Origin of the sequence: Priestia sp. 179-F W1.4 NHS, from assembly GCF_045369295.1 — a bacterium.
GTDB lineage: Bacteria > Bacillota > Bacilli > Bacillales > Bacillaceae_H > Priestia > Priestia zanthoxyli.
In genome coordinates, this window is record NZ_JBIQFF010000001.1 from 497,813 (window position 1) to 522,433 (window position 24,621).

Genomic DNA, 24,621 nt, shown 5'->3' on the forward strand with positions numbered 1-24,621 from the left:
AATGGATGTGGAGGTCAAAAAAAATAAAAACGAACCGTATTTAAAGGATCATGAAGTTAAAGACCTCATCAAGCGCAGTCAGCAAGGTGATCAAATTGCACGAGATACAATCGTCCAAAAAAATATGCGGCTCGTTTGGTCGGTTGTTCAACGTTTTATTAACCGTGGTTATGAGCCCGATGATTTATTTCAAATTGGATGTATAGGACTATTAAAGTCCGTTGATAAATTTGACCTATCGTATGATGTTAAATTTTCAACATATGCTGTTCCGATGATTATTGGTGAAATTCAGCGGTTTATTCGTGATGATGGCACGGTAAAGGTTAGCCGTTCTCTGAAAGAAATGAGCAATAAAATACGTAAAGCAAAAGATGAGCTTTCCAAATTGCTTGGACGCGTCCCTACAGTCGCTGAGGTTGCAGAACATTTGGATCTCACTCCTGAAGAAGTAGTGCTGGCTCAAGAAGCTAATCGTGCTCCTTCGTCTATTCACGAGACCGTCTATGAAAATGATGGAGATCCAATTACCCTTCTTGACCAAATTGCTGATCATACGGAAGCGAAGTGGTTTGATAAAATTGCATTAAAAGAAGCAATTGAAGAACTTGATGAGCGTGAAAAGCTCATTGTCTATTTGAGGTATTACAAAGATCAAACTCAGTCCGAAGTGGCTGCAAGGCTGGGAATTTCTCAGGTGCAGGTATCGAGGCTTGAGAAGAAAATCTTAAAACAAATGAAGCTGCATATGAATGACACGTAATACTTAAGAAGCAATCCGTTTTGCTATTCAAAGAAGAATAGTGAAACGGATTGCTTTTTTTATTTGGTAATTAATGGTCTGTTCAGAAACGTGAATTAGAAAATTTAAGAAAATCCATACTACACGTACAGGGAGATAATGAATCGTAAGGTGTGATATGAATGGAAAACGTTCTTTATCTTAAAATGAGGCATCGTATTCAAGTAAAACCTGATGAAGCTGTAAATATTGGACAATTAGCAATGGTTATAGCAGGAGATTCTGTTCAAAAGCAAATTGAAAAGCTAATTGTCTATCAAGTAAGTATGAGTGATCGAAATATTATCATTGTTGATTTAATGAAGGTAATTGAAAAAGTTGCCTCTCAGTATCCGCACTTAGACATTCAGACGATTGGACCCGCTCAAACAATTGTAGAGGTCGTGTATAAAAAGAGACAATATTCCTTTTTGTTTTTTCTAGCTGTTTGGTTTCTTCTCTTCATCGGAGCTGCTTTAGCAATTATGAACTTTCACGAAGATGTGAGTATGAGACAAGTACATCAAAAATTGTTCTATATGCTGACCGGTCTGAGAGATAAGCAGCCTTTGCTGATTCAAGTACCTTACTCTATCGGTTTAGGGTTGGGAATGATTCTGTTTTTTAACCACGTCTTTAGAAAACGAATTAATGAAGAGCCTAGTCCTCTCGAAGTCGAAATGTTTAATTACCAGCAAGACTTAGATCAATACGTCATTATGCACGAGAATAAAGAAAGTATGAAAAAAATTGATGATCATTAACATTGTGATGACCATTCTAATTGGACTTGCGGGAGGATTGGCTGCAGGTGCTGGATTTGTAGCATTTTTAACGGTGCTGGGCATTATTCCGCGTTTGATGCAGCTGACCAAAACCATGAAATACATTCAAGCATATGAGTGGGGAGTCGTAGGTGGTGCCGTTACAGGCGGTTGGTGCAGTCTTCATCAATACACGTGGCAGTTTCCTGCGGTGCTTATTATGATCATAGGTCTAACGAGCGGTATTTTTATTGGGATGCTGGCAGCAGCGTTAACAGAAGTGCTTAATGTATTGCCGACGTTAACGAAACGAATAGGAATGGAAGGCAAGCTTATTTTATTGTTAATGGCCATTGTACTAGGCAAAGTATGCGGGTCATTATTTCATTGGATTTATTTTGTTAATCAATAAGAAAAGGATGTATGTAACATGGCAAATAATCAAAAATTAAAAGATAACTATCAAGAAAGCATTAAACCATTTCAGCCTAAACCTTCATATGTGGCAAATTGCCTAAAGGCCTTTTTGGTAGGGGGAATCATTTGTACATTAGGACAGGCAATTCAAAATTTCTATATTGCATTTTTTGACTTTAATGAAAAAAATGCAGGTAATCCTACCGTCGCAACCCTTATTTTAATATCTGCGCTCTTAACCGGGTTTGGGATATATGATCGTATTGGTCAATTCGCAGGTGCAGGTTCAGCCGTTCCTGTTACGGGTTTTGCCAATTCCATGACGAGTGCAGCGCTTGAACATCGAAGTGAAGGAATTGTTCTCGGCGTTGCGACCAACATGTTCAAGCTGGCTGGAAACGTCATTGTATTTGGAACGGTTTCGGCTTACGTTGTAGGAATCATTCGCTACCTTTTTAAAACTTATTTGCTATGAAAAGAGGGGGATTATGAGAAAAACTGGAAAGCAAACGTGGGTTTATGAAAATCCTATTTACATTAATGCTACAGGAACAGCAGTAGGGCCAAAAGAAGCAGATGGACCGTTGGGAGAAACATTTGATATTACACATAAAGATTTGCACTGTGAAGAAGACAACTGGGAGTTAGCTGAAAGAAGACTGATGACGGAGTCCATTGACTCCTGCTTGCAAAAAATAAATTTATCCTATGAAGACATTGATTTGTTTTTGGCTGGAGATTTATTAAATCAAAACGTAACGGCTAATTTTGTAGCTCGACATAACCAAATTCCATTTCTATGCATGTTTGGCGCTTGCTCCACATCAATGGAAACGCTGGCAACAGGGGCAGCTCTTGTGGATGCGGGATTTGCTAATCGTGTTATTGCATCAGCGAGCAGTCATAACGCAACCGCTGAGCGCCAATTTCGAAATCCTACCGAGTACGGAGGACAAAAACCAGATACGGCAACGGCAACTATTACGGGAGCAGGGGCAGCGCTGGTCTCGAAAGAAAAAGGTATTGTGCGTCTCACGTCTGCAACGATTGGGCGTGTAATGGATTATGGGATTAAAAACGCAAACGATATGGGTTCTGCTATGGCACCAGCTGCTGCAGATACCATTCAAAGGCATTTGGAAGACTTAAACGTCGCGCCAAGCGAGTATGATCTTATTTTAACAGGAGATTTATCTGGTGTAGGCAGTCCAATTTTAAAACAGCTGCTCAAGGACGAAGGCTACGATATATCAACCAATCATAATGATTGCGGATTGATGGTATATCGCCCCGACCAAAATGTATTTGCAGGAGGAAGCGGCTGCGGCTGCTCGGCTATTGTCACGTATGGTCATATTTTAAATAAATTAAAATCGGGAAACTTAAAGAAAGTGTTTATGGTGGCAACAGGAGCTCTTTTAAGTCCAACGATGATTCAGCAAAAAGAGTCAATTCCAACAATTGCTCATGGCGTCGTCTTAGAACATATTGGGGAGGGGGATGATCAATGGAGTATGTAATAGCTTTTGCTGTAGGAGGAATCATTTGCGTTATTGGGCAGCTGCTGCTGGATCTTGCTAAACTTACTCCAGCGCATGTTATGAGTTCGTTTGTAGTTGCGGGAGCGATTTTAGATGGATTTGGTCTTTATGATAAGTTGATTGAATTTGCTGGCGCCGGAGCGACGGTTCCAATTACAAGCTTTGGTCATTCCTTGCTGCACGGAGCGATGAAGCAAGCAGATGACCATGGATTTATCGGGATTGGGATTGGGATTTTTGAACTTACCTCCGCTGGAATTTCAGCAGCTATTTTATTTGCTTTTATTATCGCGTTAATCTTTAAACCGAAAGGATAAAAGATTATGAAAAAAAGAAGGATCATTATTGTAACCGATGGCGATGAATATGCGCGCAAAGCAATTGAGCATGTAGCTAAATCGGTTGGTGGCAGATGCATTTCGAGGTCATATGGAAACCCTACTACGTTAACAGGTAGTCAAACGGTAGATTTAATTCTTCAAGCACCATATGATCCCGTCTTTGTGATGTTCGACGATAGCGGTTTCTTAGAGGAAGGACCTGGGGAAATTGCTTTGCTCCATGTAGCAAAGCATCCTCAAGTAGAAGTTCTTGGAGTGATCGCTGTTGCGTCACGTACTCATCAAAGCGAATGGACAAGAGTGGATGTAACCATCGATCGTTTTGGAGAAATATCGCATTACGGCGTGGATAAAAGCGGAATTCAAGAGTTAGAAGTCGGACGAATTAATGGAGATACAGTTTACTGCTTGGATCAGCTCGATGTTCCCTTAGTCGTAGGAATAGGGGATATCGGCAAAATGGCTAGGATGGATGATGTTAAACTGGGATGTCCTATTACAGAAAAAGCAGCAAGACTTATTTTAGAAAGGAGCGGTTCGTTTGGATAAGCTAGCAGAGCAGAAAACAGCTATTTTTTCGAAAGTACAAAAAAACGATCAGTGGTTCAAAGAAAACGCTAGTATGAATACAAGCTTTGATGTGGGCGTGCGTAAACTACTTATTCTGGATCGAGAAGTTCATGTTTACTATGTAACAGGACTGTGCGATAGTTCATTTATTATTGAAATTACAAAAGTGCTCGTTCAAATTAATGATAATGAAGTTGAACGAGCAAAGCTAAAGGATATTGTTGAAAACCGTCTTATTCATCAGCAAGTCAAGCCTTTAAAGACGCTGGATGATGGAATGGTGTCGGTTTTATCAGGACTGCTATTCGTTTTAATTGACGGTGAAGAAGTTGGCTTTGAAGTCGATGTGCGTACATATCCTGGCAGATCCCCTGAAGAAGCGGATACAGAGAAAGTGATTCGCGGAGCACGAGATGGATACACTGAAAACATCATTATCAATACAGCGTTAACAAGAAGACGAATTCGTGACGGAAGATTTCGTTTTGAAATTATGAAGGTAGGCGAACGATCAAAACTGGACGTAGCGATTGGGTACATAAATGGCGTAGCTGATCCAGGGCTGGTTAAACTGATAAAAGATGAACTGGAAGCAATTGATATAGATGGTTTGCCGATGGCTGACAAATCAATTGAAGAGTTTTTAGTCAAACAAGGAATTAATCCTTTTCCAATGGTACGCTATACAGAACGTCCGGACACAGCAGCAGCTCATGTACTGGAAGGGCATGTGATCATTATTACCGATACGTCTCCAAGCGTTATTATTACGCCAACTACGCTGTTTCATCACGTGCAGCATGCGGAAGAATACAGGCAGGCTCCTTCTGTCGGTACGTTTATCCGCTGGATACGGTTTTTAGGAATTCTTGCTTCTCTTTTTTTATTACCGTTATGGCTGTTATTTGTACTTGAGCCAGACTTGCTGCCGTCAAAATTGCAGTTTATTGGACCAAACGAAGCAACAAATATTCCAACTGTTGTTCAAATTTTCCTAGCTGATTTTGGGATTGAATTTCTGAGGATGGCGGCCATTCATACGCCGACGCCGCTTGCCACGGCGATGGGCTTGATTGCCGCTGCGCTTATTGGGCAAATTGCTATTGATGTAGGTCTTTTTGTTCCCGAGGTTATTTTGTATGTGGCTATTGCAGCAATTGGTTCATTCGCGACGCCAAGCTATGAGTTAGCGGTAGCAAATAAAATGCTGCGATTGTTTCTGTTAATTTTCGTGGCGGCCTTTCATACTCCAGGGTTTCTTATTGCGACAACGTGTATCATTCTCTACATGGCGCGACTAAAATCATTAAATACGCCTTATTTGTGGCCGTTTCTTCCATTTAATCCGCAGGCTTTGTGGCAGATTCTCATCCGCACACCGGTTCCTGGAGCGAATCCGCGACCTAGTATTGTGCATCCGCAGGATAAAGACCGCCAGCCTGCAAAACCTTAAACAAAATATGTGGTTGAAACCTGTATGAAGATGTGATAGATTTGTTTTAAATATGGAAAATAATAAATATTTAGACAGTTAGCAGCGAATTGCCGTTAACTGTCTTTTTTACACTATACACAGGAACGGGGTCTAAACATGTTTTTACACGGAACAAGTCGCATAAATAAGCAGGGGCATCTTGAAATTGGTGGAGTTGATACGGTTGAATTAGCATCAAATTTTGGGACACCCCTTTACGTATATGACGTGGCTTTAATTCGGCAGCGTGCTAGAGGATTTAAAGAAACATTTGAAAAGCATGGGGTAAAAGCACAGGTCGCTTATGCAAGCAAAGCTTTTTCGACAATTGCAATGGTCCAAGTCGTTCATGAAGAAGGTCTTTCGTTAGACGTTGTTTCGGGGGGAGAACTGTATACGGCTTTAGCAGCTGACTTTCCAAAAGAACGAATTCATTTTCACGGAAACAATAAAAGCCGAGCAGAACTAGAAATGGCCGTCAAAGAAGATGTAGGATGCATTGTAGTTGATAATTTTTATGAAATTGCATTGCTTGAGGAAATAACGGAACAGTATCAAAAAAAGATGCCTGTTCTTCTCAGATTAACACCTGGAATTGAAGCTCATACACATGATTATATCTTGACAGGGCAAGAAGACTCGAAGTTTGGATTTGATCTTCAAAACGGTCAAGCAGACGAAGCTGTGCGTCTTGTGCAAAATAGCAAGGGGATAGAACTTTTAGGTATTCACTGTCATATAGGATCGCAAATTTTTGAAACAACGGGATTTATTATGGCGACTCAAAAGCTTTTTGCAAAAATGAAAGAGTGGAAACAACGTATAAAATTTGTTCCGCAAGTATTAAATTTAGGCGGGGGTTTTGGCATTCGTTATACGGAAGAAGATCAGCCTATCCCTGTTTCTCAGTATGTGGAAGTTATTATAGAAGAGGTCAAAAAGCAGTCCAAACAGTTAGAAGTAGAAATTCCTGAAATTTGGATTGAGCCCGGGCGCTCTCTTGTAGGAGATGCTGGAACGACCCTGTATTCAATCGGTTCTCGTAAACACGTACCGAATGTACGTGAATATGTAGCGATTGATGGAGGCATGAACGACAATATTCGTCCCGCACTGTATCAAGCGAAATATGAAGCGGTCATTGCCAATCGAATGAATGATGAGAGTGATGAGCTCGTATCCATCGCAGGTAAGTGCTGCGAATCGGGGGATATGCTGATGTGGGATGTACATCTTCCAAAAGCAAACCCAGATGATTTATTAGCGATGTTTTGTACAGGCGCATACGGTTATTCTATGGCAAGTCACTATAACCGTTTGCCAAAGCCAGCTGTCGTGTTCGTAGAAGATGGAGAAGCACAGCTAGTCGTAAAACGCGAAACGTATGAAGACATTGTAAAAAATGACGTGAAATACAAAGTGACGGTAAAAAAGTAACGAGTGATTAACGTAAAAAAAGAGCCTCTTGTTCAAGAGGCTCTTTTTTATGAGAATAACGATTTAATAGCATCAATAATATCAACAAAGAATTGCTTTAATTTATCAAGAAATGATTGGCCTTCTTCTGACTGAAGAAATGTTGTTACTTTTTCCTTTGTCGCAGAAAGCTGGTCTTTTACTTGGTTCCAATCGATGTTCATATCTTTTAACCGATTGAAAAAGTCAACCAGTGTATTAAGCTCTGAATCTGTTAATTTAATACCTAAATCATCAGCCACGCGCTGAATTAACGTGCGTAAATCGTCCTTTGTTTGAGGATTTTCTTTAGCAATTTCTTCTTTAATCGTTGCCATAAACTGAGCTGCTTTTTCTTTACCGATTTTTTCACCAAGTTCAGATGTTTGGACCATCTCTTCGTTGGCTGCTTTTTTTACTTCTTCTGGGATTTTTTGATCTGTTTGAACTTCATATGCTTTCATAATACCTGTTAAAGCGGCTGTACCAGATACTTCAAATGGAGCAGTAATCTGGATTTTTGCATCTTTAACGCCGGCGGTCATTAAAGCATTAATATACATGTCATCTGTAATACCATTAATATTTTGAGTTGATACGCTTAAACCAGAATCTTTTGAGCCAAGGGTAATACTAGAAGATGAAATAGCACGAGATCCAATAGTAGCCTTTGGAATAAAGTCACCTAAATATTCATGCTCTTCTTGGTTTGTCACGGTTACTGTTTGAGCATTGCTTGGTGCATCAAGGTCATTTAATACCTGTTGCTTCTGAGAGCTGGTTAAGTCCTGGCCTAATGTAATAATCACATCGCCCGGAGCAGCATCTGCAAAACTTTTTAAGGGTGCGGTTAGGAATAGAAGAAGACCTAATGTCACCATCATTGCTTTTATCGTTAATTTCAAACCTTTTTCCTCCTTTAATCCCATACTTGCCCTATTATAATACGGGCAGGTCTGAAGTAACAGAGTCAATTCATCATTTTCCCATAAATCAGTCTAGAGGCGTAGATTTCTATATAAAATGAAATCTATGTATCTCCATCACTGTATTAGACGGATGATACTATAAAAAGTTTCATCTCACAACTACTATTTTTTATTTAGAGCCCTACGAGAAGAAAGTGAAAAAGTGCATTCATTGAATTCATGAGCTTGTTTGTAGTAGAATAGAGTGAGTTTATAAATGTAAGTGTTCTGCCTCTAGGTGGCATTTACAACTTTTACGTTTTGCCGCTTTGACGGGGAAGATAGAGCCTGTAGCGGTACTAATACATATATTGGAGGTCATTTATATGAAAAAAGCAAGTATTTTAATGGAAAATGGTGAAAAAATTCTAATCGATTTATTTCCGAACGAAGCACCAGGAACAGTAGAAAACTTTGAAAAATTAGCTAATGAAGGATTCTACAACGGCGTAACGTTCCACCGCGTTATCCCTGGATTTGTTTCTCAAGGAGGAGACCCAACTGGTACAGGTGCTGGCGGCCCTGGCTATTCAATTAAATGTGAAACAGAAGGAAACCCTCACAAACACGAAGCGGGTTCTCTATCAATGGCGCATGCTGGTAAAGACACAGGCGGCAGTCAGTTCTTTCTTGTTCATGAGCCACAGCCTCATTTGAACGGTGTTCACACTGTATTTGGAAAAGTAACAGAAGGACTTGATACAGTGTTGAAAATGAAAAATGGCGACGTAATGAAAGAAGTAAAAGTCTGGGAAGAATAAGAGCATACTGCTATAAATGGATATCAGCTAATAAAACGTCATAACAACCTTTTACAGGGGGTTACGGCGTTTTTTCTTCGCGCAACAGCTCAAAAAGCGTAATAGATTAGGTTTCTCATACACGCGTGACATATGACAAGCTTTTGTGTAATATTGCTATTTACTTATAAATTTTGTATGATAAAAGCAGTAAAAAACGCAGCGCATTAATTTGTAGGAAAGTTTGAGGACGAGGGAGAATCGTATGCTTATTCGCTATAAACGAAACTATGAAAAAATTGCCATGGGTCTTCTATCGTTTGTACCTACGGAAAAAGATTTAAAAAAACTTCAACAAACGATGAAAGAATATGAGCAAAACGAACATTGGCAGCTGTATCTTTGGAAGCAAGAAGAAGATATTATTGGAATTGTTGGCATTTCCATGCTCGATAAAAGTTTGATTGAGGTTCAACACGTCAGTGTAAACCCTTCACACCGCCAACAGGGCATTGGCAAAAAAATGATTAAAGCTCTTAAAGAAATGTATACGACTGCACAAATTAAGCCGAGTGAAATCATCGCTCCTTTTTATGAAAAGTGTCAGGCGGATGAATAAAGAAAAGCATGATTAGTTGAGGTGCGAAAGCGTCTTTCACATCTTAGTCATCATAAAACAACAGGTAGCTTCTAGCTACCTGTTGTTTTGTTTTGCCAATAAGTTCGCTTGTCTTTCCGCAATCACATCTGAACGATCTCGCGTGCTGTGACGATGAACAATCGCATCATTTTGCAGATTAGAAGCTGATAACCAGACAAGCTGTTTATCAGTGCTTCTTTGTTTGCAAGCTCGTAATAATGCTGGATCTTCAATAGGTAAGTTAATGCTTTTATATGGCTGATAGGTATCGATTAAAGCTAATTGTTTGCGAAGAAGTTTAAGCAGTGAAGGATAATTAAGTCCAAGCTGTGCAATATTTTCTTCTTCCTTCGTTAAAATTGCCAGCGCCTTTTGCATCGTTCTTTTGGCTCCCGCGAAATTTTGACGTCGATGATGATAGAGTGAAACAGCAATTTGAATAAGGCCAACCCAAATAATATTGCGGTGTCCTCTTTCGTCTTTTTTCCAGTGTTCTTCTAGCAGTTCATGGCATTCAAAGTAATCCCGGTCGCCATGAAAATGAACTAAATAATCAATATAGGCTTGTGAATACAATCTTGTTCCCTCCTGGTAAGACTCTATATGTAGTGTATCACAAAAATTAGCTATTCATCAGCGCTGTGCCTTTAAAGAGACAAACGTGCTCAAGGTATGGCGAACACGTTTGTTTTTATTCAATATGTGTGGTTAGAAGCGTAAGCAAGAACAACCAACAATAATTAATAAAATAAACAGTACAACAATTAAAGCGAAACCGCTACCGTATCCACAAGATTTTTCACCCATGCGAGTTCCTCCTTCAGCCATTTGAAAATGTTATTACCTTGATATCATATGTATGTTTAAACTTTTTGTATGGGCAAATGACCTATTTTTACGTTAATTTGTATTGGACATGTGTCTATAATCCTCTATACTAATGATAGTAACGTTATATAAAGCAGCAGAAATGATAAGCAATTGAAAAGTGTTGGTGAGATAAAAGTGGAGTACAGTGTAAAAGTAGATGCGTTTGAAGGACCTTTAGATCTTCTTCTGCATTTGATTAACCGATTTGAAATTGATATTTACGATATCCCAGTAGCGACAATTACTGAGCAATATATGATGTTTATACATACAATGAATGAGCTTCAGCTAGACGTTGCCAGTGAGTATCTAGTCATGGCAGCAACTTTGCTTCAAATTAAAAGTAAAATGCTTCTGCCTACGTATGAAGAAGATATGGATGAAATTGAAATGGTCGATGAAGAAGATCCGCGTGAAGAATTGATGCAGCGCTTAATTGAATATCGAAAGTTTAAAGAAGCGGCAGTAGAGCTTCAAAAGCTGGAAGAAGACCAAAGTCATGTGTATACAAAACCTCCAAGTAATGTGCAAATAAATGCAGAAGAACGTACGCAGCCTCAGGACGAAGGGTTGGATATATCACTGTATGATATGCTAAGTGCTTTTCAAAAGTTAATGAAACGAAAGCAAAACAAAAAGCCTATGCAGACGAAAATAGCAAGACAAGATATTCCAATTGACAAGCGCATGAGTGAAATTGTGAATGAATTAAAAGCCTTTAAAGGGAAAAAAAGTTTTTATCAGCTGTTTCCTTATCAAGAGCGTGATCATATTGTTGTAACGTTTTTAGCTGTGCTGGAATTAATGAAAGAAAATGAAATCGTTGTGGAACAGCAGCACAATCTAGACGAGCTTTATGTATCGTATCGAGAAAGGAATGAAGAGGAATGACAACGAATAATTTACAGGCTATTATTGAGAGCTTACTTTTTGTTTCTGGTGATGAAGGTCTGTCTATTAGCCGGTTAGCTGAGATTATAGAAAAGCCTCATGAAGACATTCAAGGTGCTTTGGAAAGCTTAGAGCAAGAGTGTAAGTCCAGAGGAGTTACACTTGTTGAAATAGGCGGGGCCTATCAGCTTGTTACAAAAAAAGAGCATGCACCATATATTGAGAAGCTCGTAGAAGCTCCTGCTAATCAATCATTGTCACAAGCAGCGCTTGAAACGTTAGCTATTGTAGCGTATAAGCAGCCAATTACAAGAGCTGAAATCGAAGAGATTCGCGGAGTGAAAACGGAAAGACCTCTTCAAACTTTAATTGGAAAGGTTCTGTTAAAAGAAGTGGGACGAGCGGAAGGCGCAGGGCGTGCCATCTTATACGGAACGACAAAAGAATTTTTAGGCTATTTTGGACTTAAAAGTATCGAAGAGCTGCCGCCGCTTCCAGAAGATTTGTTACAAGAAGGAACCGATCAAGAGGCAGATTTATTTTTTCAATCGTTTCAAGAAATGAAGTGAAACCGTAAAAGAACATAGAGTTTTTCTATGTTCTTTTTTGTATGGACAAATCTTTTCATTCATAACCAAAAAAGACGAGCATAAACTTGTACAAACAGGTAGAGGGACGGGGATGACATGAAAAGAAGCAAAAAAAGTATCATCTATCTATTTATTGTATTGCTATGTCTCAGCGGTTGGCCTTCCGTATCATCTGCAGCAGGGAGTGTAAGTGCTCATAGTGCTATTTTGATGGAACAGAAGTCAGGAAGAGTGTTATACGCTAAAAATGCAGATCAAGTTAGCCGAATTGCTAGCATCACAAAAATTATGACAGCAATACTGGCGATTGAATCTGGCAAAATAAATAAAAAAGTTACCGTTAGCCACAACGCAGTTGGCGTTGAAGGTTCTTCTGTGTATTTAGTTGAAGGTGAAAAAATAAAATTAAAAGATTTAGTGTATGGCTTGATGCTTCGCTCAGGTAATGATGCTGCTGTAGCTATCGCAGAAGCCGTTGGAGGAAGCGAAGATGGATTTGTTTATTTGATGAATAAAAAAGCAGAAGAAATTGGCATGACGAATACAACATTTCAAAATCCGCATGGATTAGACGATCATGAAAATCATCGCTCAACAGCGCACGATATGGCTCTGCTTATGCGCTATGCAATGAATAATAAAATTTTCAAAGAGATTTCAGGAACAAAAGTCTATCGAATGAAGCACCCTGAAGAGAAATGGGATCGAGTGTGGAAAAACAAAAATAAACTGCTGACAACACTATATGCATACTGTACTGGCGGAAAAACAGGATATACAAAATTAGCAAAACGAACGCTTGTGACAACTGCTACAAAAGATGGAATGGATTTAATCGCCGTAACGATTAATGCGCCAGATGATTGGAACGATCACATTTCCATGTATGAAAATGCATTTGATAAATATGATATGACCAGTTTAGCTGCAAAAGGCGAATTGGCAGATATAAAAGATTCTTTCTATAAAGATCAGTTGTATATTAAACGAAATGTCGTCTATCCTCTTACAAAGAAAGAACAGAGCTCTGTAGAAGTGAAAACAACGTTAATTCAGCCTAAAAAGCAGTGGGAAGAAACAGGGAAAGTTCCCAATGTTGTAGGGAAGCTCGATATTTATAGAAGTGGAGAAACGATTGACAGTGTTCCTATTTATTTCGAAAAGCAGGCCGAGCAGCAAGAAGGTTTCTTTAATCGAGTGAAGCGATTAATGTTTATTCAGTCTGGAGCCAAAACAGATGGTTAATATTATTTGGATGCTGCTGACCATTATCGGAATTGTTTTTGCAATTATAAATGGGAAAATTGGTGATGTAAACAAAGCAATTTTTCAAGGAGCAGGCGAAGCGGTGACCATCAGCATTGGATTAATCAGCGTGCTGGTCTTTTGGTTAGGTATGATGAATATTGCTCAAAGTGCAGGGCTTCTCGACAAGTTAGCGAAACTATTTCGACCCATTATTACTAGACTTTTCCCTGATGTTCCAAAAGATCATCCGGCCTTAGGATACATATTGTCCAATATGATGGCGAATATGTTTGGGCTGGGAAATGCGGCAACTCCTCTTGGTATTAAAGCGATGGAGCAGCTTAAAAAACTGAACGGCGACAGAGACGAAGCAAGCCGTTCTATGATCACACTTTTAGCACTTAACACAACCAGTTTAACGCTTATACCGACCACAGTTATTGCCATTCGAATTACGTATAACTCGGCTAATCCTACTGAAATTGTGGGTACTACGCTTTTAGCAACTGTTGTAGCTACGATAGGAGCTATCATCATCGATCGCTTCTTTTATTATCGACGTACGCGAAAAGGAGGAAAACGAAAATGACGATGCTTAATCAAGTATCATTGATGTTTATTCCTCTTATCGTAGGCTGTATTTTACTTTATGGAACCTACAAAAAAATTCCTACGTATGAAAAGTTTGTAGAGGGAGGGAAAGACGGATTACAAATTGCTTTTTCCATCATTCCTTACTTAGTCGGCATGTTAGTGAGCATCTCTATTTTTCGAGCTTCAGGAGCCCTTGATTTTTTCTTATCTGTTTTAAAACCTATGCTGCAAGCAGTCGGCGTTCCGGCTGAAATTGTACCTTTAGCTCTTATTAAACCGATATCTGGAACGGCTGCACTTGGTATCACAACGGATCTAATTTCTACATATGGACCTGATTCTTTTATCGGTCGTTTGGCATCGACCATGCAGGGAAGTACAGATACCACGTTTTATATTTTAACGGTTTATTTCGGAGCAGTAGGTATTAAAAAAATGGGAGATGCGCTGAAGGTTGGTTTACTGGCGGATTTGGTAGGGATTATTGCATCAGTTGTGATCGTAATCCTTGTATTTGGCAGGTAAGAAATCGAAAATTCTACCTCTGTGTGGCAAATAGACTTGTGTATTACTTCGTAAACAAGTAAGATGTTACAAGAGGTGAAGTGTTAATGGAACGATTACAAAAAGTGATTGCTCACGCAGGTGTAGCATCAAGACGTAAAGCTGAAGAATTAATCGGCCAAGGCCGAGTGAAAGTAAATGGAAAAGTTGTAAAAGAATTGGGCACGAAAGTAGGTCCTAACGATAAAATTGAAGTAGACGAAGTGCCGGTAGAAAGCGAAGCGCCCGTTTATTTTATGTTATACAAACCAAGAGGCGTGATTTCAGCTGCTAACGACGACAAAGGAAGAAAAACAGTCGTTGACTTCTTTCCGCATGTAGAAGAAAGAATTTACCCGATTGGACGTCTGGACTATGATACGTCGGGTCTACTTCTTTTAACAAATGATGGTGAATTTGCTAATCAGCTAATGCACCCGAAATTTGAAGTGGATAAAGTGTATGTGGCTAAAATTAAAGGAATCCCAAGTCGTGAAAGCATCAGACAGCTGCAGCGCGGAGTGATGCTTGAAGACGGAAAAACAGCACCAGCTCGTGCAAAAGTTCTTTCCATTGATAAAAGCAAGCAGACGGCGATCGTAGAACTGACGATTCACGAAGGGAAAAATCGTCAAGTACGTCGCATGTTCGATGCAATCGGACATTCTGTATTAAAGTTAAAACGTGAGCGCTACGGACCTTTAGACTTACGCGGATTAAATGCAGGAGAAGCACGCGAGCTTACGGCTCATGAAGTCAAACAATTATATTCAATGTCTCAAACAGGTAAGTAATTTTCACTTACCTGTTTTTTTTATGAAAAATGTCGTGAATTAGAAAATCAAGCAAGGTTTTTTGAAAAAATGTCGAACTTGTAGAATGAGAGGAAGACTTCACAGAAACGTCGAAATATTATCGGAAAGCCACTACCAAAAAAATGATATAATGGTAGAAAAAAGCGTATTGAAAGCGGTTAAAAGGAGTTCGTGCTATGAAAAAAAAGCGCTTGATTATTCGAACAGTTATATTAGCAGTTTTACTGTGCGCGGTTGGATATACCCTTTATGCTCAATTTTTTGCTGATAAACAAAAGGTATCGGTAGGAGATGAGGCACCTGACTTTATATTAAGAGATATTAATGGAGAAACTCATCAGCTATCAGATTACAAAGGCAAAGGAGTTTTTTTGAATTTTTGGGGAACATGGTGCAAGCCCTGTAAACAAGAGATGCCGGCGATGGAAAAGCAGTATGCAGCATATAAAAAGCAAGGCGTTGAAATTTTAGCTGTTAACGTTGCAGAAACGAATATAGCGGTAGAGCAGTTTGCTAAACAGTATGGGCTATCTTTTCCAATTTTGTTGGATAAAGATTCACAAGTGTTGGGTGCGTATGGGATAGATCCTCTTCCGACTACGTTTTTAATTGATAAAAACGGAAAGATTGTAGACAGCTTTATTGGCGGATTAGAAGAATCTAAAATAAAAGAATATATGGAAGAAATTAAACCATAGGGAGTGTTGACAATGAAACACGTAAAATGTGAATGTGGACACGTTAACCCGCATGGTACGATTTTGTGTGAAGCCTGTGGTAAACCAATTGCAGAAGAAACAACTGAAAAATTAGTAGATATGCGTTATGAAGGAAGCGCAAGGCGATCGCAAACGTACAATAAAACAGTTATCGATAAAATATGGAATTTTTTCTCTTCTGTAAAGGTAGGCATTTGGATCATTATTGTGACGCTTGTTGCGTCTGCAGTCGGAACCATTTATCCTCAAGAAGCTTACATACCTCCTAATGTGACAGCAGGTGAGTATTATCAAAAGGAATATGGATGGACAGGAGAGCTTTATTATAAGTTAGGTTTTCATCATCTCTATGAATCGTGGTGGTACTTGCTTTTAATTGCTGCTTTAGGAATGTCGTTAGTCATTTGCAGTTTAGATCGAGTAGTGCCTTTGTATCGAGCTCTAAAAAAGCAGAGTGTAACAAAACATCCAAACTTCTTAAAGAGACAGCGTTTATACAGCACTTCATCATCGTGGACGGATCAAGATTATGAACATGTAAAAAGCATGCTGAAAAAAAGAAGATACTCTATTCGCGAAGAAAAGGGCAATCTGCTGGCTGAAAAAGGACGCTTCTCAAGATGGGGTCCATACGTTAATCATATCGGTCTCATTATCTTTTTACTAGGTGCTATGCTTAGATTTGTACCAGGTATGTATATAGATGAAGTTCTTTGGATCCGTGAAGGTGAAACAAAAGTTATTCCTGGGACGAACGGAGAGTATTTTTTGAAAAACCATCGTTTTACTGTGGAAACGTATGATAAAGATAGCGAAAGCGCCGTGTTTCAAGAAGCAATTGATCGTGCAGGGAATAATAAAGTAGCCAAAAAATATGAAGCGGATGTTAGTCTGTATAAGCGCGAAGGAAAGCTTATACCGGGAGCAGAACCAAAGCTAAAGAAAATAAAAGATTCAGAGATTCGTGTGAATCAGCCGCTTAAGTTTGAAGGATATGCCATGTACCAAGTGGACTTCAAGTTAAATGAGTTTAGCTCTATGTCTTTCCATTTAACAGATAAAAATGCAAATAAAAACGTTGGTTCACTTACAGTAGATTTACATAATCCAAAAGCAACATATGATTTAAAAAACGGATATAAAGTCAAGCTCATGAGCTACTTTCCAGACTTTTTCTTTGATGATGAAGGAAACCCAAATACAAAAACAAGAGTGCCTAACAACCCGGCTTTTGTATTTAAAATGATTACGCCTCAGCATAAAAAAGGCGAAGTTGCTTTTGTTGGAATTAGAGAGAACTTGGAACCGCTAGGAAATAACGATTATAAAATGACCTTTGCTGGTGTGGAAACGAAAAATGTAACGGGATTAACCGTTCGCAGAGACTATACGCTTTGGTTTTTAGGGATTGGCGGAGCCATCTTTATGATTGGTGTGATTCAAGGGATGTATTGGAATCATCGCCGCATGTGGATTCAAAAAGTCAATAATGAGATATGGTTGGCCGCACATACAAATAAAAACTGGTATGGTCTTAAAAAAGAATTAAATGGTTTATTAGAATCCACATCCCTCACACAGCTGAAGGACCAAAATGATAAAGAAACAAAATAGGAGGAAAAAGCATGGATTACGCGAGTATAAGTAGTAATTTACTGTATGTGGCGTTTATTGCTTATTTAGTTGCAACCTTTTTTTTCGGAGGAGCTATTCGAGATAAGCGAGCAGCTCAAAAGAAAACAAAGTGGGCAACGTTTGGAATTGCGGTTACCATCATCGGTTTTATTGCACAGATTGGCTATTTCATTACAAGGTGGATTGCATCAGGCCACGCTCCTGTTAGTAATTTATTTGAATTTACGACGTTTTTTGGCATGATGCTTGTTGGCGCATTTATTGTTATTTACTTTATTTATCGTCTTAGCATGCTTGGACTTTTTGCCTTGCCGGTGGCTCTTTTAATCATTGCTTATGCAAGCATGTTTCCAACTGAAATTACGCCGCTGATACCAGCTCTTCAGACGAATTGGCTGCATATTCACGTTACAACGGCAGCTACGGGTGAAGCCGTGCTTTCCATTAGCTTTGTTGCAGGATTGATTTATTTAATCAAAACAATTGACCAATCCAAGCGAAATAAAAAAGCATTCTGGCTGGAATTCATCCTGTATACGCTTATTAGTACGCTTGGGTTTGTAGCGGTGACGCTGGCTTTTAATGCGGCTCACTACGAGACATCATTTAATTGGGTTAATAAAAGTGGCGAACAAGAGCAAGTCGTATATCATATGGTTCCGCTAGTGGGGCCTCATCAAAGTGAGTGGACAGACGGGAACGACATACAGCCGCTTGTTGATATGCCGGCTATTATCAATGCTAAAAAATTAAATACGGTTATTTGGTCGTTAGCCGGTGGGTTTGTCTTATATTGGCTGATTCGTCTTATTTTACGGAAGCGAATTGGAGCCGCACTGCAGCCGCTTGTGAAGCAGGTAAACAGCGACTTGCTTGATGAAGTAAGCTACAGAGCGGTGGCGATTGGATTTCCTATTTTTACATTAGGAGCACTTATTTTCGCTATGATTTGGGCTCAGATGGCCTGGACGCGCTTTTGGGGATGGGACCCCAAAGAGGTGTGGGCGCTGATCACCTTTTTATTTTATGCCGCTTTTCTTCATCTTCGGCTGTCTAAAGGATGGCACGGTGAAAAATCAGCTTGGCTGGCAGTTGGCGGATTTGCCATCATCATGTTCAACTTAGTGGCCGTGAACCTAGTTATTGCAGGTTTACATTCATATGCGTAACCTTTAAAAATAGAATAGAGGCTGAAATAAAGATATTTTAGTTGAAGAAGATCCGAACGATGAGTTGAGATTCTTGATGGAGAATCACATTCGTTCGGATTTTTTATTTGCATGGTGAACGGAGGCTTCATATATGTAGTTGCTTCTAGCTCCTGTATTTTATTTGTCCATCTGTAGATTGGATGGATTTCGATATGTCTCAACCTCTTTTTTGAGGAAAAAAGCTATTTTTCATAAAGGTGTTCACGAATTGTCACATTGTTTGGGTAACATAAGTAGAACTCGCCGGTTTTTTTTTGTACACTAAGACTAGGAGGTTGAAAATACATGCAAAACGAACAAAGATTACTGCTAGTAGACGATGAAGATCGCATTAGACGATTGTTAAAAATGTACTTAGAAAAAGAAGGATACATCATTGAAGAAGCAGCCGACGGGCATGAAGCAATCGAAAAAGCGTTACACATAGATTATGATTTGATTGTATTAGATTTAATGATGCCTGGCATAGACGGTATTGAGGTCTGTAAACAAATTCGCGAGAAAAAAGCAACTCCTATTATCATGCTTACAGCTAAAGGTGAAGAAGTAAACAGAGTCCAAGGGTTTGAAGTAGGTACAGATGATTACATCGTTAAGCCGTTTAGCCCAAGAGAAGTGGTTCTTCGCGTAAAAGCACTGCTTCGACGTTCTTCTCAAGCAACGTTTATTCAGCCAGAAACGAGCGTGAAAAACCTTATTGTCTTTGATCACTTAACGATTGATAATGATGCACATCGCGTTACAGCAGACGGAAAAGAAGTTAACTTAACTCCAAAAGAATATGAATTATTATGCTACCTTGCAAAAACGCCAGATAAAGTATACGACAGAGAGCAGCTGCTGCGTGAAGTGTGGCATTATGATTTCTTTGGAGATCTTCGTACGGTAGATACGCACGTCAAGCGTTTGCGTGAAAAGTTAAATCGCGTATCGTCACAAGCGGCGAAAATGATCGTAACCGTTTGGGGAGTAGGGTATAAATTTGAGGTTGAAAATAACTGATGTTTTGGAGAAGTGTAGTTGGTAAACTATGGTTTACTATCCTATTGCTCGTTACGCTTGTTTTATTTATTTTGACCATTTTACTGCTTCAGTTTTTTGAAAATTATCATGTTGTAGACGCAGAAAACCGTTTAACTAAAACGGCTGCTAAAATCTCTACCATTGTGCAGGAAACAGAGGATGAAAAGCTAGGACTATCCATTGCTCGTGAACTTGCAGATCAAGCAAGTGTAGTTATTGTTCAGGATAAAGATTTCTATTGGCATTCCACACATCCTGATAAAGAAAATAAGAAAGCTATTTCGGCCATTGTTAAACAAAACGATCAGCTAAATCAAGTGGTTGAAAAAGGTAAAGTAATACGGGAAAAAATGTACATGACCACAAAGAAAGACACGAGTGATGAGCCTTTAATGTTTGTTGTCGGTGTACCTTTAATGAAAGATAATAAACCGACAGGCGGCGTTTATCTGTATCAATCTCTTTCTGAAATTGAAGAGCCCGCTCAATATACGACTAAGTTCATTTTATTGGCTGCAGGTATTGCTATTATTTTAACTACTATCTTTGCTTTTTTCTTATCCACTCGAATTACAGCACCTCTTAGAAAAATGAGGCAGGCGGCATTTGAAGTAACCAAAGGGAACTTTGATACAAAAGTACCTATTTTAACTCACGATGAAATTGGAGAGTTAGCGATTGCTTTTAATCAAATGGGCAGGCAGTTAAAGTTTAATCTCAATGCGCTCAATCAGGAAAAAGAACAGCTTTCAAGTATTTTAAGCAGTATGGCAGACGGTGTTATTACGTTTAGTAGAGACGGATCGATTTTAATTACCAATCCCCCAGCGGAGCATTTTCTTCAGACTTGGTATTACGAGCAGGATGTGAACAACCAGCAGGTGCCTGAGCTTCCAGCAAACGTCGTGCATTTGTTTCAAACGGTAGTAGAGACTGAAACGGAGCGAAGTGCAGAGTTGAAAATTCAAGGGAAAACGTGGGTCATTTTAATGTCACCGCTCTATAATCAAACGAAAATCCGCGGTGCTGTAGCTGTACTGCGAGATATGTCTGAAGAGCGTAAACTTGATAAATCAAGAAAAGATTTTATTGCAAACGTGTCTCATGAATTGCGTACACCTATTTCTATGCTTCAAGGTTATAGTGAAGCTATTATTGACGATATTGCAAGTACGGATGAAGAAAAGAAAGAAATTGCACAGGTGATTTATGATGAATCACTCCGTATGGGCCGGCTTGTAAATGAACTTTTAGATTTAGCGCGAATGGAAGCGGGACATGTGCAGCTTCACTTAGAATCTGTAGCAATGGTTGAATTTACAGAACGTGTTTTGCGCAAGTTTCAAGGGTTAGCTAAAGAAAAACATATTAAACTGTCTCTTAATGGAAAAATAGAAGATGAATTTGAAGCGATGATTGATTCAGACCGTATGGAACAAGTGCTGACAAACTTAATTGATAATGCCATTCGTCATACGGATGACTACGGAGAAGTAAAGCTGCATCTTGATAAAAATCAATCCGAAATCCATCTTTCTGTTCAAGATACGGGAGCAGGGATTCCAAAAGAAGATCTTCCGTTTGTATTTGAGCGATTTTATAAAGCTGATAAAGCCAGAACGAGAGGAAAGTCAGGAACTGGTCTTGGGCTTGCGATCGCTAAAAATATCGTGGAGGCACACCAAGGGATTATTGCGGTTGAAAGTGAATTAAATGAAGGAACAACTTTCTTTATCAAACTGCCAAAGTAAACACATGCTAAATAACAGTTTGTCTTCGGCTGAAATAATAAGAATAGCAAAGAGATGTGATTCATTGGAGAATCACATCTCTTTATTTTTTCTATAAACAAGTCTAAAAGAGAAGGAATTGGCATATAGTATGTTTTGTGTGCAATGATCTACATAGGAGGTTCTTTCTTCATGATTGACGTGTTAAGAAGAATATTGGTTGTATTAGTGATGGGATTATGTATAGGTCTTTTATTTTTGGGCGGGCAAATGGTAAAGGCAGAAGAGAAGCAGTGGGAGTGGCCGGTTGAAGGAGTCTTAACTGATATATTTGGTTCTCGTCACGCCAAACACTTTGGAATCGATATAGCAGCACCTGTTGGTACACAGGTGTATGCTGTTGCAAAAGGAGTGGTGAGCCGCTCTTATTATTCAAATACATACGGGCAAGTTGTTTTTATCAAACAAACGAATGGATACGAAACGGTCTATGCTCATCTAGAGAAACGACTTGTTGCAGAAGGAAATTCTGTAGCCCCAGGTCAAAACATTGGATGGGTTGGCAATACAGGACGATCTTCAGGTGCACATTTGCATTTTGAAGTTCATCAAGGAAGTTGGAATCCGGATAAAACCAATGCGGTAAACCCACTCGCCAAATTGGACAAGCAAAAACTATCGGCATACGTAAAAAACGATTTAGCTGCCACGGTTTTTCAGCAGTTACATCAGGCTTCTGATAACTGTATTCTTATCCATCAAGGAGATACATTATCTGAACTTGCGGCCAAATATGAAGTTGATGTGGAGCAGCTAAGAAAGTGGAATCATTTAGAGAACACCGCTTTAAATGCAGGACAAGTGTTAAAAATAAGTCCATAAAAAAAGAGCCGCTAAGGCTCTTTTTTCAATGTCACAACTCAATGCGCTGTATGGTCACAATTTCGCTTGTTTGTTTTAATGAATTGATGACAGAATCATCTAAAAGTTTATCAAACGTGAGCATCATAATGGCTTCTCCGCCTTTTTGCTTACGGCCCACTTGCATGGTAGCAATGTTAATACGTAAATCTCCAAGTACTTTCCCTACATTTCCAATAACTCCGGGCTGATCACTGTGACGGATATAAAGAAGATGTCCTTCTGGATAAAAATCAATATCAAACGAATCAATATTAACAATTCGAGGTCCATATCCTGCTATATAAGTGCCCGTAATCGTAAATGTACGCTGTTCGCCTGTTACTGTAACGTCAATTATATTAGAATATCCTTGCGTATCTTCCGATGTTTTTTCACCAAATGTAATTCCTCGTTCTTTGGCAATCATAGAAGCATTGACTTCGTTAACAGGTGAGTCAATACGATGGGTTAAAAAGCCTGATAACAAGCTCCGTGTAATATAAGTGGTTTCTAAATCCGTCACTGTACCTCCGTAGGAGATCGAGATATGCTGAACGGGTTCTCGCATGCATTGAGATAAAATAGCTCCCATTTGTTTAGTAAGGCTCGTAAACGGCTGAATTTTTTCAAAAACTTCTTTAGAAAGCGTTGGTAAATTAATGGATGAACTTACAGGATTACCTTCTAGAAAACGCAGAACGTCATGTGCCACGTCTTCAGCAACGTTAAGCTGGGCTTCTTTTGTAGAAGCTCCTAAATGGGGAGTTGTAATAACTTGATCAAAATGTAACAAAGGGTTATCAATCGGCGGTTCAACTTCAAATACGTCAATAGCTGCACCTTGAACATGGCCAATTTCTAAATAATGAACTAAGGCTTTTTCATCAATGATCCCGCCGCGTGCGCAGTTTAATAAAAATACACCCTTCTTTGTTTTGGCTAATGTTTCATGATTGAGCAATCCCTTGGTTTCTTTCGTAAGCGGAGTGTGTACGGTAATTACATCCGCTGCTGCTAGTAATTCATCCAGGGATAATAGTTCTACGCCTAGCTTTTCAGCTCGGGAAGAGGTTAAAAAAGGATCGTAAACGTGAACGCTCATATTGAAGGCTTTTGCGCGTTTAGCAAGCTCTGAGCCAATTCGTCCAAATCCGATAATGCCCAGGTGTTTGCGATTAAGCTCTGTTCCAACAAATGCTGAGCGGTTCCATTCGCGCGCTTTTACTGAAGCATTTCCTTGGGGGATATGCCGAAACAAGCTAGCCATCATAGCAAATGTATGTTCCGCCGTTGAAATGGTATTTCCGTTCGGCGCGTTAATAACGACAACCCCTCGTTTGGTTGAGGCTTCAATATCAATATTATCGACACCTACTCCAGCGCGAGCAACAATTTTTAAATTCGGCATTTTTGCCAGCAAATCCTCTGTAACCGTCGTAGCACTCCGTACTAAAAGCGCATCGTACGTATGCAAATCATTCTCAACTTCTTCAACTTTTTTTCGCGTAAGATTCACATGAGGAGCTTCAAGTAGTGGAGCAAGACCTTCATTGCTAATTGAATCAGCTACTAATACGTTATACATGACGTGAACATCTCCCTTGGATTTTACTATCATCAAATATTTGATAATTTACCATGTTAAAAAAATTCTGTCAATTATATTTTTTAAACTTTACAATTAGTTATCAAATACACAATTGTAAACGTAAAATTGAAACTATAAATATGTCATAATGCTGTTGGTTATGCACTTATTTCCTTATTTTACATATAAAACAGTAATGAAGTTTATAAAAGACATCAATTTAATAGGAATTAAAAAAACTTCTTTATTTACTTTTAATTCGAGATAACATATAATAAATTCATAATTAAATATTGGTCTATCTTCGGGGCAGGGTGAAATTCCCGACCGGCGGTAAAAAAACAAATTGTTTTGAGCCCGCGAGCTTATATGTAATACATACGAGCAGATTTGGTGAAATTCCAAAGCCGACAGTACAGTCTGGATGGGAGAAGGTGGAGGTTCAGCGTTCAAAACCTAATGTGATGAACGTTTATTAAATATGCCTGCCATGTCTCCTCTCAACGAATCATTTGTTGAGAGGTTTTTGCGTGGGGATATGAAGTTGAACCTTTCTTCTTTGAAGAGTGG

The 24,621-nt window shown here is 39.1% G+C and carries 27 protein-coding genes and 1 riboswitch; of the genes, 23 read left to right on the top strand and 4 right to left on the bottom strand.

Features of this window, described 5'->3' with window-relative positions; all coding sequences use genetic code 11:
* The first annotated feature begins 1 nt into the window (after nucleotide 1).
* From sigF to lysA, 9 genes are all read left to right on the top strand, one after another.
* Entirely contained in the window at nucleotides 2-763 is a 762-nt protein-coding gene (gene sigF, locus ACH0CI_RS02550) for an RNA polymerase sporulation sigma factor SigF (RefSeq protein WP_013059074.1), read from the top strand.
* 161 nt (nucleotides 764-924) lie between these two features.
* On the top strand, nucleotides 925-1,545 hold the full coding sequence (locus ACH0CI_RS02555; RefSeq protein ID WP_028411546.1) for a stage V sporulation protein AA: 621 nt from the start codon (nucleotides 925-927) through the stop codon (nucleotides 1,543-1,545).
* The gene (locus ACH0CI_RS02560) at nucleotides 1,535-1,957 is read left to right on the top strand and encodes a stage V sporulation protein AB (protein WP_406900837.1); all 423 of its coding nucleotides are present in this window, start codon (nucleotides 1,535-1,537) and stop codon (nucleotides 1,955-1,957) included. Before ACH0CI_RS02555 ends, ACH0CI_RS02560 begins: the two co-directional genes overlap by 11 nt.
* Before the next feature lie 18 nt (nucleotides 1,958-1,975).
* Complete coding sequence (gene spoVAC, locus ACH0CI_RS02565; RefSeq protein WP_028411545.1) at nucleotides 1,976-2,437, top strand: stage V sporulation protein AC; 462 nt, start codon at nucleotides 1,976-1,978, stop codon at nucleotides 2,435-2,437.
* A gap of 13 nt (nucleotides 2,438-2,450) precedes the next feature.
* Nucleotides 2,451-3,482, top strand: a complete 1,032-nt coding sequence (spoVAD, locus tag ACH0CI_RS02570) for a stage V sporulation protein AD (RefSeq protein ID WP_406900838.1) — start codon at nucleotides 2,451-2,453, stop codon at nucleotides 3,480-3,482.
* Nucleotides 3,470-3,820, top strand: a complete 351-nt coding sequence (gene spoVAE / locus ACH0CI_RS02575; RefSeq protein WP_013059069.1) for a stage V sporulation protein AE — start codon at nucleotides 3,470-3,472, stop codon at nucleotides 3,818-3,820. The genes spoVAD and spoVAE overlap by 13 nt, the downstream gene beginning before the upstream one ends.
* Nucleotides 3,821-3,826: 6 nt before the next feature.
* Nucleotides 3,827-4,393 carry a stage V sporulation protein SpoVABEA gene (gene spoVAEA / locus ACH0CI_RS02580; RefSeq protein WP_047749863.1) on the top strand — a complete coding sequence of 189 codons (567 nt, stop codon included), beginning with the start codon at nucleotides 3,827-3,829 and terminating at the stop codon, nucleotides 4,391-4,393.
* A complete protein-coding gene (locus ACH0CI_RS02585) occupies nucleotides 4,386-5,867 on the top strand; it encodes a spore germination protein (protein WP_045292948.1) in 1,482 nt (493 codons plus the stop codon). Before spoVAEA ends, ACH0CI_RS02585 begins: the two co-directional genes overlap by 8 nt.
* Before the next feature lie 138 nt (nucleotides 5,868-6,005).
* Nucleotides 6,006-7,325: a diaminopimelate decarboxylase gene (lysA, locus tag ACH0CI_RS02590; RefSeq protein ID WP_335707641.1), complete on the top strand. Its 1,320-nt coding sequence runs from the start codon at nucleotides 6,006-6,008 to the stop codon at nucleotides 7,323-7,325.
* 47 nt (nucleotides 7,326-7,372) lie between these two features.
* On the opposite strand, the gene ACH0CI_RS02595 is transcribed toward lysA, so the two are convergent.
* Nucleotides 7,373-8,248, bottom strand: a complete 876-nt coding sequence (locus ACH0CI_RS02595) for a DUF1002 domain-containing protein (protein WP_014458307.1) — start codon at nucleotides 8,246-8,248, stop codon at nucleotides 7,373-7,375.
* Nucleotides 8,249-8,637: 389 nt separating this feature from the next.
* Here ACH0CI_RS02595 and ACH0CI_RS02600 point away from each other — a divergent pair, with 389 nt between their 5' ends.
* Nucleotides 8,638-9,072, top strand: coding sequence for a peptidylprolyl isomerase (locus tag ACH0CI_RS02600; RefSeq protein WP_013059064.1), 435 nt, complete (start codon nucleotides 8,638-8,640; stop codon nucleotides 9,070-9,072).
* A gap of 244 nt (nucleotides 9,073-9,316) precedes the next feature.
* The gene (locus ACH0CI_RS02605) at nucleotides 9,317-9,670 is read left to right on the top strand and encodes a GNAT family N-acetyltransferase (protein ID WP_013059063.1); all 354 of its coding nucleotides are present in this window, start codon (nucleotides 9,317-9,319) and stop codon (nucleotides 9,668-9,670) included.
* A 75-nt stretch (nucleotides 9,671-9,745) separates the two neighbouring features.
* On the opposite strand, the gene ACH0CI_RS02610 is transcribed toward ACH0CI_RS02605, so the two are convergent.
* The gene (locus ACH0CI_RS02610) at nucleotides 9,746-10,267 is read right to left on the bottom strand and encodes a DUF309 domain-containing protein (protein WP_014458309.1); all 522 of its coding nucleotides are present in this window, start codon (nucleotides 10,265-10,267) and stop codon (nucleotides 9,746-9,748) included.
* Between the two features lie 132 nt (nucleotides 10,268-10,399).
* Complete coding sequence (locus ACH0CI_RS02615; RefSeq protein WP_170836726.1) at nucleotides 10,400-10,498, bottom strand: YjcZ family sporulation protein; 99 nt, start codon at nucleotides 10,496-10,498, stop codon at nucleotides 10,400-10,402.
* A 198-nt stretch (nucleotides 10,499-10,696) separates the two neighbouring features.
* Between ACH0CI_RS02615 and ACH0CI_RS02620 the strand changes: the two genes are divergently transcribed.
* The 12 genes from ACH0CI_RS02620 (at nucleotide 10,697) to ACH0CI_RS02675 (ending at nucleotide 22,442) form a co-directional block, all read left to right on the top strand.
* Nucleotides 10,697-11,452 (top strand): segregation/condensation protein A, encoded by a 756-nt coding sequence (locus ACH0CI_RS02620; protein ID WP_013059060.1) that lies wholly within the window; start codon nucleotides 10,697-10,699, stop codon nucleotides 11,450-11,452.
* Nucleotides 11,449-12,021 carry an SMC-Scp complex subunit ScpB gene (gene scpB, locus ACH0CI_RS02625; protein WP_033579736.1) on the top strand — a complete coding sequence of 191 codons (573 nt, stop codon included), beginning with the start codon at nucleotides 11,449-11,451 and terminating at the stop codon, nucleotides 12,019-12,021. Before ACH0CI_RS02620 ends, scpB begins: the two co-directional genes overlap by 4 nt.
* A gap of 117 nt (nucleotides 12,022-12,138) precedes the next feature.
* Nucleotides 12,139-13,287 carry a D-alanyl-D-alanine carboxypeptidase family protein gene (locus tag ACH0CI_RS02630; RefSeq protein WP_033579737.1) on the top strand — a complete coding sequence of 383 codons (1,149 nt, stop codon included), beginning with the start codon at nucleotides 12,139-12,141 and terminating at the stop codon, nucleotides 13,285-13,287.
* Nucleotides 13,280-13,879 (top strand): nucleoside recognition domain-containing protein, encoded by a 600-nt coding sequence (locus tag ACH0CI_RS02635; protein WP_013059057.1) that lies wholly within the window; start codon nucleotides 13,280-13,282, stop codon nucleotides 13,877-13,879. The genes ACH0CI_RS02630 and ACH0CI_RS02635 overlap by 8 nt, the downstream gene beginning before the upstream one ends.
* Nucleotides 13,876-14,409: a spore maturation protein gene (locus tag ACH0CI_RS02640; protein ID WP_013084923.1), complete on the top strand. Its 534-nt coding sequence runs from the start codon at nucleotides 13,876-13,878 to the stop codon at nucleotides 14,407-14,409. Before ACH0CI_RS02635 ends, ACH0CI_RS02640 begins: the two co-directional genes overlap by 4 nt.
* Nucleotides 14,410-14,495: 86 nt before the next feature.
* A complete protein-coding gene (locus ACH0CI_RS02645) occupies nucleotides 14,496-15,221 on the top strand; it encodes a pseudouridine synthase (protein ID WP_028411537.1) in 726 nt (241 codons plus the stop codon).
* Between the two features lie 197 nt (nucleotides 15,222-15,418).
* A complete protein-coding gene (gene resA / locus ACH0CI_RS02650; RefSeq protein ID WP_274862980.1) occupies nucleotides 15,419-15,940 on the top strand; it encodes a thiol-disulfide oxidoreductase ResA in 522 nt (173 codons plus the stop codon).
* 12 nt (nucleotides 15,941-15,952) lie between these two features.
* Entirely contained in the window at nucleotides 15,953-17,575 is a 1,623-nt protein-coding gene (gene resB / locus ACH0CI_RS02655) for a cytochrome c biogenesis protein ResB (RefSeq protein ID WP_335707636.1), read from the top strand.
* A gap of 11 nt (nucleotides 17,576-17,586) precedes the next feature.
* The gene (gene ccsB / locus ACH0CI_RS02660; RefSeq protein WP_335707635.1) at nucleotides 17,587-18,765 is read left to right on the top strand and encodes a c-type cytochrome biogenesis protein CcsB; all 1,179 of its coding nucleotides are present in this window, start codon (nucleotides 17,587-17,589) and stop codon (nucleotides 18,763-18,765) included.
* A 327-nt stretch (nucleotides 18,766-19,092) separates the two neighbouring features.
* The gene (locus ACH0CI_RS02665) at nucleotides 19,093-19,809 is read left to right on the top strand and encodes a response regulator transcription factor (protein ID WP_013059051.1); all 717 of its coding nucleotides are present in this window, start codon (nucleotides 19,093-19,095) and stop codon (nucleotides 19,807-19,809) included.
* Nucleotides 19,809-21,581: an ATP-binding protein gene (locus ACH0CI_RS02670; protein WP_335707634.1), complete on the top strand. Its 1,773-nt coding sequence runs from the start codon at nucleotides 19,809-19,811 to the stop codon at nucleotides 21,579-21,581. The genes ACH0CI_RS02665 and ACH0CI_RS02670 overlap by 1 nt, the downstream gene beginning before the upstream one ends.
* Before the next feature lie 171 nt (nucleotides 21,582-21,752).
* On the top strand, nucleotides 21,753-22,442 hold the full coding sequence (locus ACH0CI_RS02675) for a peptidoglycan DD-metalloendopeptidase family protein (protein ID WP_048019799.1): 690 nt from the start codon (nucleotides 21,753-21,755) through the stop codon (nucleotides 22,440-22,442).
* A gap of 31 nt (nucleotides 22,443-22,473) precedes the next feature.
* Here ACH0CI_RS02675 and serA read toward each other — a convergent pair whose 3' ends face one another.
* Nucleotides 22,474-24,048: a phosphoglycerate dehydrogenase gene (gene serA, locus ACH0CI_RS02680; protein WP_045292938.1), complete on the bottom strand. Its 1,575-nt coding sequence runs from the start codon at nucleotides 24,046-24,048 to the stop codon at nucleotides 22,474-22,476.
* Nucleotides 24,049-24,347: 299 nt separating this feature from the next.
* A riboswitch (FMN riboswitch) is annotated at nucleotides 24,348-24,491 on the top strand.
* Nucleotides 24,492-24,621: the final 130 nt, after the last annotated feature.